Source organism: Rhizobium sp. P2_G9, from assembly GCF_056403475.1.
The window spans coordinates 46,740-60,204 of record NZ_JBFUFK010000034.1 but is presented as its reverse complement, the minus strand read 5'-3'; the positions used below and the strand labels follow the sequence as shown (position 1 = coordinate 60,204).

The following is a 13,465-nucleotide window of genomic DNA, read 5'->3' as shown; positions in this document are numbered from 1 at the left end:
ACATCGCGAAGGTCGATCGCAAGCGGGGCCTACCAAAAATAATCGCATGATTTGCGTATTGCCGAGGACCACGGGATCAACCCTCAAGTTTCAGCCGACGAAAAACCGGCGCCGCTTCGATTTGACCGCATCGTTGTATTGAGGATCTAACCAATCCGCAGTCACAGGTTTCAAAAAGCCTGCATTGGGGTCGTCTTGTCCCGATGCCTTCAGCCGTGCGATTATGTAGCGCGTATAGTGATGGTCGAAGATTCGCATGAACTCGCCGAAATAAATGTCCGCGACGCGGGTATCGCCGCGGATGGCGATCATGTTCTCGTCGTTCTTCTCCTGCGACGGTTCGCTGAAATTGGCGGTGCCGGTGATCACGATCGGGTCATTGGACAGCGGGTCGACCAGCAGGAATTTGTCGTGGATATAGCGGTTCTTGTTGAAACCGGTGAGATGTTCACCGAGGAACAGCTCCATGTCACCCTGCTCGAGCTTGCCGCCGACGGCGAGGATCGTGTTGCGGTTCTGCCGGACCTCGGTCTCCTGCTGGTCGTCGAGCGCCTTGTCGAACACCAGGTAGCTCAGTGCGTCGGTCTGGCCCTGGACCGCTTTCTGGAAAACCGGATCGAAGTTGAACGCGAAGGTCATGCACGCAATCTCCCTGGCGGAGGCGAGCAGGTCGGCATACCAGGCAAGCGTCGCAGTTGTGGCGTGTGGATCAGCCTTGTCACGCGGGCTGAAATAGGTCGGCACGCGATCTGCGGGTGGAAGATCGCCGATGGCGGGCGAGGGCTCGACCGCCATGTTTCGCGTCCGCAATTTAGCGGTTGTCACATCCTCGTCCGCCAGCGCTTCCCAATAGTCGAGATAGCGTTTGGCAATGGCGGCGTCGTGAATGACATGCCCGACATTGGAATGCCCGAAAATGCCGCCGGCCGAGATGTTTGTCGACCCCGTCCAAACCGCGACCGGCGCATTATGATGCAAAAGCACCATGAACTTGTTGTGGCGGATGCCGGCGCGCACCTTTTGCGGCTCGCAGATCGCCTGGATGCCGACCTGCGAGATGACCTGCTCGTTAACGTCCTTGTAAGACTGCGCCTCGTAGCGGATCGCGACGTCCGCGCCCGCATTCGCGGCTGTCTTCAGCGCCTCGGCCACGGGAGCGTAGTGGAACTCATAGAACATGCACCGCAACCCGTAATCGGCGGCGTCCGCGCCCGCCGCGCTGGCGATAAAGCCAGTCAGCGCCTCGAACAGGCCGCGCGATAGCCACCGCATCTGCGGCGAGTTCGGCTGATTCTCATCCGGCACCATGCCTGGAAACTCACGCGCATAGGCTTGCGATCCTGCGACGCCGCGATTGAAATGAACGTCGTGCTTGGCGCCTGCCGCATCGACGGGCGCGGTAGGGCGCTCGGTCTTGACGCGCACGCGCTGGGCTGCCGCCATGTCGGGCTGGCAATTTCCCGGCGTGCCGACGACGGGGGCGACGACATATTCGTAGGCCGTGTCCGGCTTCGCAGTATAGTCGCCCCATTGAAACGACTGGATCGGATGCGTCGCGGACGGGACCAGCGTGCCCGGCGGGAGTGCGTCGTCGACACCGCGGAAGCGCTTGATGCCGGGGATCCACGACGGGTTGATGGCCGCGCCGTTCGCGTCCACCTCGGCTCGGCCGAGCGCGAAGCCGAGAAAATCGGCGCGATTGCGCCACGTCAAGTCTACCAGGTCCCAGGCGATCGTGGTCACGTGCAGGCCAGCAATGGCCCGCACCGCCAGGACGTTACCGCTGTTGCGTTGCCGCATTCAAGCCTCCTCATTTTATTCGGGTCACCGCCCGTTCCCAATCCCGAAGGTTAGTCGATCASGATCATATGACATGTTTATTGCAATCGAAAGTAATCGCGCCTGTTTTTTTCACCAAGTGGCTACAACACTTATGGGTGTACCACACTCTGATCATCTTCGATGAGCGCAACGCGTCTCGCGTCTCGCGTCGAACGGCGGCCGCATGCCGGCGCGTCGCTTGAAGGAAGCCAACAGCTTCGCATAATGCCGGAAGTTCCCCCCGACCCTCGCAGGCCGATGAAGGATGGTCCGCTTTGGGAAAAATCAGTTGGATCGATCAGCGACCGAATTGAGGACGCAGAGCCGCTTGGTAGATGCACAGCTCCAGATGGCCGCTTCCGCCAACAGCAGTCGTGCACCGAGGACGTCGATCTTCGACGCGCCGACCCCATTGACGGCGTCAGGCAAAAATGAAACCTCCCTGTCGGAAAAGGTGAGGCCGAAAGCCTCTGTGCAAGGGAAGGTTGAATGAGAGTCCTGGTCGGCTTCGTCTGCTTCCTCGGCGCCTATTGGATATCCGCCCTGCTGCTCTGCGGCGACTTCATGGCGCCCTTCTATGATGCGCTGATGGCACCGGCGGGAGCGAACAGAGTCTGGCACATATTCTTCGTCGGGGGCTTCTTTGCCGCGTTCTTGATTGCGTCACCCCTGGTGACGCCGCGTCCTCCGGGCACGTTTCGCCCCGCATTGTTCATCGCGGCGTGGATGTGGCTGGCAGCGCTGTCGGCAGGCTTTTATGGCGACTGGGTGCGCAGGCAAGCGATTGCTGACTTTCATGCCGACAGGCAGATCCAGGATTCGTTTTTTATCTCTCTGCACCAAGTGCCCAACGAATTCCAATTCTACATCCATGCCGCAGTCCTCAAGCACTGCGTGCCCTATATCTGGAGCTACAGGAGGCTGGCCTTCTTTCCGCTGGGCGCGAACACAGCGGTCAATGTCCTGCCGCAGGAATGGCTGACGGAGTGCGGCATCAAACGCAGTTAGGCGAGTGGGTAGATCGGGACGCCTGAGCGTACGGCGCCGGGATCGCGAGCCCGTCGCCGATCAGTCTCTGCTGATGGCGGTCATCGAGCGATCGCCCGGCCTTCATCCGCTGCATCTACGGCAGAGGTTGACAGTTCCCGTGCCTTGTTCGATCCTCGCCGTCATATCTGGGCCGCGCCTTCGGCCTTCTGGGATTGCCGATGGATCGCAAGCTTGCCGCCATCCTCGCCTCTGACGTCGTGGGATATTCCGCGATGATGGAGCGCGATGAGGCGGGGACGCATGAGCGGGTGCAGGCGGTGCGGCGGGATCTGTTCGAGCCCGCCATCGCGCGGCATCACGGCACCGTCTTCAAACTGATGGGCGATGGGCTCTTGGCGGAGTTCGGCTCCGTTGTCGAGGCGGTCGAATGTGCGGTCGAATTGCAGCGCACACTGGCCGCGTGGAGCGCGGATTTGCGGCCCGAGCAGCAGATCCGGGTGCGGATCGGCGTCAATCTCGGCGAGGTCATCGTCGATGGGCAGGACCGGTTCGGCGAAGGCGTCAACATTGCCGCGCGTCTCGAACAGCTCGCCGAGCCGGGCGGCATCTGGGTGTCCGCCAAGGTGGCGCGGGAGGTCGAGAAAAAGCTCGCCTTCGGCTTCGAGGCCATGGGGGCGCAGAAGGTCAAGAACATTACCGAGCCGGTGGACGTCTATCGGGTGACCCTGGATGGACGGCCGGGACCGCGCGCTGTCGTCAAGCGCCGGACTTTGCCCGCCGCGGCCGCACTGGGGATCGCCGTCATCGCCGCCGGCGGGCTCGGCTGGTGGGGGTGGGCGCTCTCGGGCCGTGGCATGTCCCAAAGTCCGGTTTCGACGATGGAAAATGCCGGCGTGCCGGTGATCGCGGTGCTGCCGTTCCAGAACATGAGTGGCGATGCCAAGCTCGATTATTTCAGCGATGGCATGACCAGCGACCTGATTTCCATGCTGGCCGGCGTGTCTGAGCTCAAAGTCATGTCGGGCAGCGCCACCTATGCCTACAAGGACAAGCATACGGATGTGCGCCAGATCGGCCGCGAGCTGAATGTCGCCTATGTCATCGAGGGCAGCGTCTGGAAGGAGACGGACAGGCTGCGCATTACCGCCCAGCTGACGGACGCGCATAGCGGCGAGCATGTCTGGGCGGAAAAGCTCGACAAGAAGGGGACCGATCCGCTGGCGCTGCAGGACCAGATCGTCGACCGCATCGTGGCGACGCTGGGCGGCCAGCGCGGCAAGATGTATGAAAGCGAATACAAGCGGGTGTGGGAGAAGGACACGCCCAAACTGGCCGAATACGACTTCTTTCTCCGGTCGAATTTCTATTTCCAGCAGTTCACCCCGCAAAGCCTGGTCAAGGCGACGGAGATCATCCAGGAGGGGCTGAAGAAATTTCCCGATTCCGCCCTGCTGCGCTTCGGCCTGGCCTGGGACAATGTGCTGGCCGCCAATTACGGCTTTGACCAGACGCCGGCAGAGCATTGGCAAGTTGCCTCCGATCTTCTCCACGAGACGCTGGCACGCCCCAATCTGGGGCCGGACGCGAAGAAAAGCGGCCTCTGGTCGTTCAGCTATGTCGCCGCCCATGAGGGCAAGTTCGACCTCGCCGTGCAGAGTGCTGAAGACGTGGTGGCGCTGTCGCCCGGCGATGCGTTTCTCAGAGGCGATATGTCGAGCGCCTATCGCTGGCACGGCATGACCGACAAGGCGATCGCATGGGCCGACGACGCGCTTGGCAACGACCCCAACAATGCGCATTACTATCTCAGCATGAAGGCCTTCGTTCTCACCGATATGCAGCGCTATGCGGAGTCGGCCGCGCTGATTGCCGGCACGTCGGATGTCTTCGTCGGCGTTCCGCTGCTGCGGGCGATCAATTTCGTCAATCTCGGAAAACCCGATGAAGCGCGAAAGGAGGTTGCCAAGGTTTTGGCCCAGCAGCCCTGGTACACCGCGCCGCGCTGGCGCGACCTGACATTCAACATCGACCCCGCCGTGATCGACAGGCAGGTGGATGATCTGGTGAAGGCTGGGCTGCCGGAGAAGTAGCGGGTCATGGGGTGGGGCTGGCCGAGCTCTGGTCAAGGTCGGCGATGGCGCTCTGCAGGAGCGGCGTTTCACCCCTCACCAAGCGCGCCCAGGCACTCGACTTCGTCTCGCGCGGGCTTGCTATCCTCTCCCGCAGGGGGAGAGGTAGGGCGCCACGAGCATCGGCCTCGGTTGTGGCAAGGCAGTGCCGCAGATTATTCCTCGCCCCTTGCGGGAGAGGATACGAAGGCCGGGTGAGCACTTGCGAACCCTTGGCCGAAGTTGGTGAGGGGTAAATCCCCACTCGCCCCACAATCAAACCGGCAGCGGCCGGTTCTGCAGAACCGTCTTCATTACCAGCGTCGAGGACAGCCGCAGCACATGCGGCAGGGTGGCGAGCTTTTCGTCATAGAGGCGCTGGAAGGCGGCGAGGTCCCTGGTGATGACGTTGAGCATGTAGTCGGGGTCGCCGAAAAGGCGCTGCGCCTGGATGATTTCCAGAACCTTCGGCAGCGCGTTCTCAAAAGCCTCGACAGACTCGCGGTTGGCTTCGCGCAGCGTGGCGAAGACGATGGCCGAAAAGCCGAGGCCCAGTTTGGCCGGATCGATGACGGCCCGGTAATCCGTGATCACGCCGGCCTGTTCCAGCGCCCGCAAGCGCCGGTGACAGGGCGACAGGCTGAGCCCGACCCGCTCTGCCAGGTCGGTGGCAGAAAGCCGGCCTTGCTGCTGCAGGTGAGCAAGTATCTTGCGGTCTGTTGCATCCATGCGCGAGATTATGCCTCAACTGGCCTCGTTCAGGCAAGAGATAGGCAACATCTCCTTGCTCTCGTGGCGTAATCTCCCTCTATCGGTAGCGGAGGGATTGCACATGGATTGGAGCTTGCTGGCGGCGTTCTGGATGCTGTCGTTTTCGCTGGTGGTGACGCCGGGCGCGGACTGGGCCTATGCCATATCGGCGGGGATGCAGGGCAGGGCGGTTTTCCCCGCCGTCAGCGGCATGCTGATCGGCTATCTGATGATCACGCTGCTTGTCGCGGCGGGCATAGGTGCGCTGGTCGCCAGCCTGCCGGCGCTGCTGACCGTGCTGACGGTCGTGGGGGCGGCCTATCTGCTCTATCTGGGGGTCGGGATCCTCAAAAACCCGCCCGGGCCCTCTGCCGGCAGCGGCGAGACGACGACATGGCCGGGGCTGCTGTTGCGCGGCTTCGTGGTCAGCGGGGTCAATCCCAAGGCGCTGCTGCTGTTCCTCGCTTTGCTGCCGCAGTTCACCAGCCGGGCCGCGCAATGGCCGATTGCAGCCCAGATCGCCGCCATGGGACTGGTGCAGATCGTCAATTGCGCCGTGGTCTACCTCCTGGTCGGTTTTAGCGCCCGCGCCATCCTACGAACCCGCCCGCATGTCGCGCGCCGGGTCAGCCAGCTTTCGGGTGGCGCCATGATCGCGATCGCGTCGCTATTGCTCGCCGAGCAGGGTTTGGTTCTCAAGGCGATGCTGTGAGTGCGGTCGGTCGAGCGACCAGCCTGGCCTTCGCGGTCTGCACCTTGCCGGCGTGAAGACGGCGACCATTTGCGTGCATTGCTCTTGATTGCCTTGCGGCGATTGCGGACAAAACTGGGAGGAAAACCAGCCGCAGAAGACGGATTGGCCTTCAGCGCTGCTGAAGTGCCAATCTCACGCCAACTGCGCAATAGATTGAGCCAACAATCTTACCCTGCCACTTCGAAACCGCTGCGTGACGGCGCAGGAAGGCGCCGAGCCTGCCTGCGCTGCAGGCGAATACAAATGTGCTGACGAAACCGAGGAGTGAAAAGATGACGCCGAGGATACTCAATTGCACAAACACAGCCCCATTTTCAGGGCGCACGAATTGCGGAAGGAATGCCAGAAAGAACAATGCGGTTTTCGGATTGAGCACTTCAGCGAGAATGCCCTGCCGAAAGGCCTGGGCAGCCGTCAGCGGCAGTTCGTTTTTGCCGATCACGGAGGCGTCCTTTGCCAGGATCGCCTTGACGCCGAGATAAAACAGATAGGCCGCCCCGATATACTTGATGACGCTGAACAGCGTGGCGGATGCCGCGATGATCGCCGAAATTCCAACCACTGCAAAAGCCGTGTGAATGATATCCCCCGCTGTGATACCTGCGCCGGTGGCAACACCAACTTTCGTCCCGGAGGTCGAAGCTCTCGCAACGGTCAACAGCGTCGCCGGCCCCGGAATGAAAACGAAGCCCAGAACAATCGCGCAATAGGTCATGAGGGTCGTGTGATTGATCATTTCGCGTCCTCCCGAGAGACCTCAGGTAAGCGATGTCTCGCTTGCACCTTGATCGTTATACTCTTTGCGTTTCGAAGACGACTGCCTTGATGGTGACGGCCAGCTTCGTGCTACGAAGCGGTCACGCCAGAGATGTGAGGCACTACGTTGAAGCAGACGGGCAGCCATTTCCTTTTGATGGCTGCCCAAATTTCGCACCAGGGACAGACTACGCTGTCAGCGGGCTTTGTCCGATAACCATTGCCCCTTTTGCGGCAGCGTTGCGGACGACTTCAAAGCCATATTGCATCATGTCACGCTCATAGACAGCGAGAGCATCGGCCAATGGCAGTTCGCCTCGTGACACTGCAACAATCTGCCTCCCCAGTTTTGCCGCGTCCCGGAGGGCGACATTTGCGCCTCGACCGAGGCTTGGTGACATGGCATGGGCCGCGTCACCAAGCAGTGTGACATTGGGTGATGGGGCCAAATCGAATGGGATACTGCTATACATCTCCACATAGAAGAATGATCCTCGCTCTCCACCAAGGATGACATTCCTTGCCTCTGCGGGCCAATCTTTCAAGAGATCGCCTGCGAGTTGCTGGAGGTCATCGCTGCTTGCGAGTCTGAGCTCAGCATCTCCCTTGCCGATGTACTGAGGACGCGCTGCAACGATACATGCGACATAGTCCTCGCGGTGTGGAAGATTTGCCGCCGGCAGCAGACTTCTTGCAGCCGCTGACGGCTCGATCGGAAACATGACGCCTCCTAATCCGAGCAGGACCTTGCGGTCATCCGAGCAGAAGGTGAACACATCAGCCACCGCGTGGGCGGGTAGCAATTGGCGAGCGCGAGTAGCGGAAAGCCGGCCGTAAATGCATCGCACGCCGGTGTCCATTGATTGTGCATGAGGAGCCCRCTGCCGACGAACAGCCGAACGGATGCCGTCCGCACCGACCAGAACAGCCCCGGTCACTGTCTGCCCGTCGGAAAGGGTAACTTCCACGCCGTGGTCGCGGCCTTCATAGGAGACGACAGGGTTGCCGTAGTGGCAGGCGTCATCCAGTCCGGTGAGTAGGATCTGGCGAAGGATGGCGCGGTCGACATTGACATGCGTTGCCAACCCTGCGGCGATGTGATGTTCGGTGTGGCTGTAGATGTCGATCGGAATACGCTTGTTCAACAAGAGATTGGCATCGACCATCGTCGTGTAAGGCAAAGCGCGCATCGCGGTCGCCTCGAAGAGCGCCAGAAGCTTCGGCGACAAGACCTCACTGAGGCCGCCAACGCCATCGGCATCGATATGCAGGCGGTAGCCTTGGGAACGTTCCCAAGGGCTGGCGTCGCGCTCGAAAACGTGAGCATCGACACCGGCATTCTTGAGCATTTGCGCGAGTGCTAGGCCGCCAAGACCTGCCCCGGCGATAAGGACTTTGAGTTTAGTTCTCATGACTTCTCCAGTTATGAAGAAGCGTCCGGAACATGGAAAAACGAGGTGAGATGCAAGAAGGCTCCACGACGAACACCATGCCCGAAACGCATTCGGGTTGATGCCGTGGGTATCGCGTCAGCGATGCGGACCTGAACTCAGGGACCGGAAATACCAACCGGTCTTTTCCTTTTCGACAAGACGCTGATTAGTGTGAATTTCGAAAATCGTCAAGACGAATGGTTCGGCTCCTGTGGGACAGGCGGGTTTAAAGGGTCCTTCGGGCACAGATTACCGTGCTGGGCGATACCACGGCAGCAGCTCATCAAATCTGGCTCTGCTTGTGGCCATTGACGATGGCAGTGAGCGTGCTGGTCAAATACACAGGCGGGTCGATTGCATTTCGCTTACACGTCTCGATGAGCGAGGCAATGGTCGCCCAGTTCTCTGCACCCGCGTCATGCCCTGCGAAGAGTGCGTTCTTTCGGTTCAGAGCCATCGCAGGTTCATTCTGCCCATGTCGGGCTGCTAGTAGAAGTTCATTATCGATGGCGCCCACTTTACGGTGGTTGTTTTCGGCATGAAGGTCGTGAGGATCGCGCTGGTGGCGCGATCGTGCGGGTGGAGGTTAGGCCGGGCGAAGTCATTCATGTCTCGGAATGGATGCTGGATCGGGCATTTTGCGCCGGCATGGAGATGGGCGAACCGCGCGTTGCGGTGACCAACCTCATGGAGCTTCATGGACTGCTTGCTGAGCGTGGTTTCAGGCAAACCTTCGACGGATGGACTCACAGCCATCCAGGAGGCGCGCCATGAAGATACAACCACCCTCGACATTACCAATACCGATCCGGCAACTGAGCATGTCGTTCGACACGCCGCAGATACGAGGCCTGAGCGATACGGAACGGAGCGCCGTTGTCGCCAGACTGGCAACCCTTCTGATGGCCGCGGCCGGCGTCGCGGCGAAGGAGGCGAGCGATGACGAGCAATAATCTCCTTCCCGCCTCGGTGCTGACGCGCAAGGCTGTAGTTTACGTTCGACAGTCGACCCCAGGTCAGGTCCAAAACAACCTGGAGAGCCGGAGGCGACAATACGAACTTGTCGACGTTGCGCGCCGCTGGGGTTTCCGTGATGTGGACGTGATCGACGATGACCTTGGTCGTACCGCCAGCGGCGCTATTGACCGCACTGGTTTCGAACGACTGGTGAGCGGCCTGTGCACGGGCAAATCGGCGCGGTTCAATCACATATCAGGCCACGGCGGGCAATGTGGGAGCAGAACGCCGGTTACGACCTCAGTTTGAAACCGACACGACTATGCGTCAAGCGCCTGCTCTTTTCCATCGCCTGTTCCCACGGACTGCGTTGTGCCCTTGATGACCGCGCCGGGTCGCGAGGAGCCGAGACGTCAGGTCTCTGATGCGTCAAAAGAGGACCTCAACTAGGCTGGTGAGGCGCACAATTTTCGGAGCCATGGCACGACCAATTCGGCCAACGTACCTGGAGCTTCGATTGGCAGCATATGCCCCGATCCCTGAACGATAACGAGTTCTGCATTGGGGATGCCAACTCTCAGTTCCTCGGCTTCCAAGAGGCTTCGAAGACTGTCGTCGGCAGCGGCAACAACGAGCGTCGGACAGCCAATCTCGCCCAGCCTGTCCAGGTCGCTCTCTCTTTGCGGAGCCACCTGGCGAATGAAAACGTCTTTGCCCAGATCAAGGCCCATGCGACGGACACGCTCCATCATCGCGACGTTGTTCGCATTCCCTGGGTGGAGTGATTGCAAGATTGTCRCTCGGCTCAATCCGGTAAAACGGGAGATGCGCAATTGTTCTGAGGCTCTGGCCTTTCGAATGATCTGCTCGGGCCTATCTGTGCGGGCGGATGTGGCGATGAGCACCAGCGCCTCCACTCGACCGGAAGCGATACGAGCTATTTCTCTCGCCACGTAGCCGCCCATGGAGAACCCAATCAAAGCGAACGTCTCTGGCGCTTGGACAATAGCCTTCTTGGCCATGTCGGATATTGAGGTTCCATCGAACACGTCGGCATGAGTCACAGGGCCGATTTTTTCCAGATCGGATATGACATCGTCCCAGAGAGACTTTGTCGCCATGAATCCGGGAACGAGGAGAATGTTCAAAACGCCAGTCTCCCAACGTTGAAGAGTTGACTATCGGCGGTTATGTCGGTGGTCCATCCCGCCCGTGATCCGACCAGACGCTTTTTTCAGCGCCGAGCGCGACAAGCGAAGGGCCAGTTCAAACCATCGGGTCTGTCGCTCCTATGCCATTTCGTTTCCACGACCGTTGATGTTCAGTTCAGCCAGATTGCAGTGCCTTCTCGACTGCTGCCTCGGCGTGGGCAATTGTTGTGTCGATTAAGGGGACCGGGCTGTCCTCTGCCTTAATGAGCATGCCAAATTCGGTGCAGCCGAGAATAATGACCTCCGCACCTCGGCTCGCCAGAGATTCCAGGGCAGCCTTGAACTTCAACCGCGTTTCAGGCCGGAAGATTCCTTTGGTCAGTTCTTCGTAGAGAGCATTGTGAACATTGGCTTCATGCTCACCGTCTGCGACAAGCACTTTCAGGCCATACCGATCCTTCAGCCGGTCAACAAAATACGTTCCTGTCATCGTATACCGGCTACCAAGCAATCCGACCGTTTTGAACCCGCTAGCCAGTGCCTGCTCAGCTGCTGGATCAACGATATGGATAAACGGCAGGTCAACCCGTCCCTCAAACACATCCGCCGCTGTATGGACCGTATTGCAGGCGACGATGTAGAAATCCGCTCCGGCCGCCTTTAGCTTGTTGGCCTCTTCCGCAATCAATCCCCCGACCAGATCCCATCGGCCTTCAACCTGTCGACGTTCAACTTCGTCGAAGTCTGTCTGGGCCATTACCAGCTTTGCACAATGCCGACCGCTTCCGCCCATTCGCTTCGCTATCAGTTCATTGATGGTCTGATAGTAAATGATCGAGCTGGGCCAGGCGACACCGCCAACTATCCCGATGGTTTTCATATTATCTCCAGGGTGTTTCTCGCAGCTGATGGCCGGCTGACGCGGGCTTGGACCCGTAAAAGCAGGAGGGCGGCCAAATTGGCTTCGCTGATCGAGTTCTGACGCCCCATCAGTTCAGCACCACTGGAACCAGCGAGGCGAGAAGCAGGATCGCCATCGCGATGTTGAATACCCTCAGTGCGCGGTCCGAACGCAGTACGTGTCGGGCCGATGCCCCCATCAATGCCCAGCTTGCACCGCAGGGCATGCTGACCGATGCGAACACAAGCGCGAATGCGACGCTCATCGCCAGGGCGCTCCACCCGTCTGACATTGCGCCGTAGGCCAGGATGCCACTTGCACCACCCAACCAGACTTTCGGATTGAGCGCTTGAAAGAACACTGCCTGAATAAAGGTGAGAGGTTGGGCGCTATCCGCCTCTCCTTCGGATGCCGTGCTGGGACGGCTCATGGCGATCTTGAAAGCGAGCCAGGCGAGGTAAACGACACCGCCCCACTTTAGCACGTTCCGAAAGGTCTCATTCTGCAGTAATTGGCTGCCAAACACACCAAGTCCCAGAAAGATGATGCAGATGCCGACGCCCGTGCCAAAGACGTGCGGCAACGAACGCGCGAAGCCGTAGTTTGCGCCGGTTGTCGTCAAAAGCATGTTGTTCGGCCCAGGCGAGCCGGACGAAGCCACGGCAAAGAAGACCACAGATAAGATCCAACTCACAGTCACAGCATTGCCTCGCCCACAGGGCGGTCGCGCCCCTCGGCATCTCGATCAACTATCCGTTCGGTCGACATTGGCATCCCAGCCTCCAGTCAAGTGTGGCCATAGCTTCACAAATGCAGCGTCACCAATCAAACGAATAGATTTGGAGAGCGCTATTCGATATGCTGATAGCGCCATGAACAAAATCTTTGACCTTGAACTTCTGAGTACCTTCGTCGCCGTCGTCGAGACTGGGAGCTTCACGAATGCGGCTCCTCGCGTCGGGCGCAGTCAGTCCGCCGTCAGCATGCAGATGCAGCGACTGGAGCAATCCCTCGGGACGCAACTTCTCGTGCGAACGCCCAAGGCAGTCATTCCGAATGCGGTCGGCAAAGATCTGCTGGCCTACGCACGCCGTCTTCTGAAGCTCTCTGACGAAGCGTGGACGAGCGTCACCGGGAAGCCGGATATAGGAAGCGTTCGTCTCGGCATTCCTGACGACTATGCGGCCTCCCTGCTGCCTCAAGCCCTCCGACGGTTTGCGAACGAATATCCGCAGATTGCTGTCAATCTCGTCTGCGAACCAAGCGACAAACTCAATTTGTCGATTCATGAGAATCGCGTCGATCTGGCAATCGTCACTCGTGCACGGGATCAGGCCATCGAAATACTCAGGCGCGAACGCTTGGTATGGGTTTCGTCTCCGACACATATGGCCTGGGAGACTGATCCGCTACCTGTCGCCTTGTTTGAAAACTCTACGGCACGCGCCCATGTTCTCCGTGCTCTCGCTGACAGCGACCGCGCCTATCGGTGCACCTATTCAAGTCCTAGCCTGCTTGGTCTGGTGACGATCGTTCAGACGGGACTTTCGGTAGCCGCGCTGGCACTATGCAGCGTGCCGGATTCCCTGCGGATAATCGGGGGAAACGAAGGGCTTCCAACGCTCGACGACCTGGAAATCGGAATTATTCGAAACCCGTTGTCTGATGGCGCGGCGGTTGACCGCCTCTATGATACGCTTCGACGTGATCTGTCGCACATCGGGTCCTAACTCGCGCGGCTCGCCCGACGCAGCGTTTTGTTATCTTTTGAAGAGCGAAAGTTTGCTCTGAGCCAAAGGCGGCCGATGAGCCAGGGCAGCTTCGCGCCGGAAGCCGAGAACCAC

Annotated in this window: 12 protein-coding genes and 2 pseudogenes; 6 read left to right on the top strand and 8 right to left on the bottom strand. The window is 59.6% G+C overall.

Annotated elements, in window-relative coordinates:
- Nucleotides 1–90 precede the first annotated feature (90 nt).
- The gene (locus tag AC1DYF_RS25465) at nucleotides 91–1,800 is read right to left on the bottom strand and encodes a phospholipase D-like domain-containing protein (protein ID WP_477879698.1); all 1,710 of its coding nucleotides are present in this window, start codon (nucleotides 1,798–1,800) and stop codon (nucleotides 91–93) included.
- 510 nt (nucleotides 1,801–2,310) lie between these two features.
- Between AC1DYF_RS25465 and AC1DYF_RS25460 the strand changes: the two genes are divergently transcribed.
- On the top strand, nucleotides 2,311–2,829 hold the full coding sequence (locus tag AC1DYF_RS25460) for a hypothetical protein (protein WP_477879696.1): 519 nt from the start codon (nucleotides 2,311–2,313) through the stop codon (nucleotides 2,827–2,829).
- A 200-nt stretch (nucleotides 2,830–3,029) separates the two neighbouring features.
- On the top strand, nucleotides 3,030–4,901 hold the full coding sequence (locus AC1DYF_RS25455; RefSeq protein WP_477879695.1) for an adenylate/guanylate cyclase domain-containing protein: 1,872 nt from the start codon (nucleotides 3,030–3,032) through the stop codon (nucleotides 4,899–4,901).
- 294 nt (nucleotides 4,902–5,195) lie between these two features.
- On the opposite strand, the gene AC1DYF_RS25450 is transcribed toward AC1DYF_RS25455, so the two are convergent.
- Nucleotides 5,196–5,648, bottom strand: a complete 453-nt coding sequence (locus AC1DYF_RS25450; RefSeq protein WP_477879693.1) for an Lrp/AsnC family transcriptional regulator — start codon at nucleotides 5,646–5,648, stop codon at nucleotides 5,196–5,198.
- A 103-nt stretch (nucleotides 5,649–5,751) separates the two neighbouring features.
- On the opposite strand from AC1DYF_RS25450, the gene AC1DYF_RS25445 reads away from it, so the two are divergent.
- A complete protein-coding gene (locus AC1DYF_RS25445; RefSeq protein WP_477879691.1) occupies nucleotides 5,752–6,381 on the top strand; it encodes a LysE family translocator in 630 nt (209 codons plus the stop codon).
- 151 nt (nucleotides 6,382–6,532) lie between these two features.
- Here the strand turns inward: AC1DYF_RS25445 and AC1DYF_RS25440 are convergent, their stop codons facing one another.
- The 3 genes and pseudogenes from AC1DYF_RS25440 to AC1DYF_RS25430 form a co-directional block, all read right to left on the bottom strand.
- Nucleotides 6,533–7,159 carry a LysE family translocator gene (locus AC1DYF_RS25440; RefSeq protein WP_477879690.1) on the bottom strand — a complete coding sequence of 209 codons (627 nt, stop codon included), beginning with the start codon at nucleotides 7,157–7,159 and terminating at the stop codon, nucleotides 6,533–6,535.
- A 208-nt stretch (nucleotides 7,160–7,367) separates the two neighbouring features.
- On the bottom strand, nucleotides 7,368–8,591 hold the full coding sequence (locus tag AC1DYF_RS25435) for an FAD-dependent oxidoreductase (RefSeq protein WP_477879688.1): 1,224 nt from the start codon (nucleotides 8,589–8,591) through the stop codon (nucleotides 7,368–7,370).
- Between the two features lie 270 nt (nucleotides 8,592–8,861).
- Nucleotides 8,862–9,069 (bottom strand): annotated as a pseudogene (locus AC1DYF_RS25430) (transposase domain-containing protein); the annotation flags it as partial.
- 313 nt (nucleotides 9,070–9,382) lie between these two features.
- On the opposite strand from AC1DYF_RS25430, the gene AC1DYF_RS25425 reads away from it, so the two are divergent.
- Complete coding sequence (locus AC1DYF_RS25425; RefSeq protein WP_477879687.1) at nucleotides 9,383–9,565, top strand: hypothetical protein; 183 nt, start codon at nucleotides 9,383–9,385, stop codon at nucleotides 9,563–9,565.
- A pseudogene (locus AC1DYF_RS25420) lies at nucleotides 9,552–9,803 on the top strand (recombinase family protein); the annotation flags it as partial. The gene AC1DYF_RS25425 and the pseudogene AC1DYF_RS25420, both read left to right, overlap by 14 nt.
- Before the next feature lie 212 nt (nucleotides 9,804–10,015).
- Here AC1DYF_RS25420 and AC1DYF_RS25415 read toward each other — a convergent pair.
- From AC1DYF_RS25415 to AC1DYF_RS25405, 3 genes are all read right to left on the bottom strand, one after another.
- Nucleotides 10,016–10,717, bottom strand: coding sequence for an alpha/beta fold hydrolase (locus AC1DYF_RS25415; protein ID WP_477879685.1), 702 nt, complete (start codon nucleotides 10,715–10,717; stop codon nucleotides 10,016–10,018).
- Nucleotides 10,718–10,895: 178 nt separating this feature from the next.
- On the bottom strand, nucleotides 10,896–11,600 hold the full coding sequence (locus AC1DYF_RS25410) for an aspartate/glutamate racemase family protein (protein ID WP_477879683.1): 705 nt from the start codon (nucleotides 11,598–11,600) through the stop codon (nucleotides 10,896–10,898).
- Between the two features lie 109 nt (nucleotides 11,601–11,709).
- Nucleotides 11,710–12,297, bottom strand: coding sequence for a LysE family translocator (locus tag AC1DYF_RS25405; RefSeq protein WP_477879681.1), 588 nt, complete (start codon nucleotides 12,295–12,297; stop codon nucleotides 11,710–11,712).
- A gap of 196 nt (nucleotides 12,298–12,493) precedes the next feature.
- Here AC1DYF_RS25405 and AC1DYF_RS25400 point away from each other — a divergent pair, with 196 nt between their 5' ends.
- Nucleotides 12,494–13,351 (top strand): LysR substrate-binding domain-containing protein, encoded by an 858-nt coding sequence (locus tag AC1DYF_RS25400; RefSeq protein WP_477879680.1) that lies wholly within the window; start codon nucleotides 12,494–12,496, stop codon nucleotides 13,349–13,351.
- Nucleotides 13,352–13,465 lie beyond the last annotated feature (114 nt).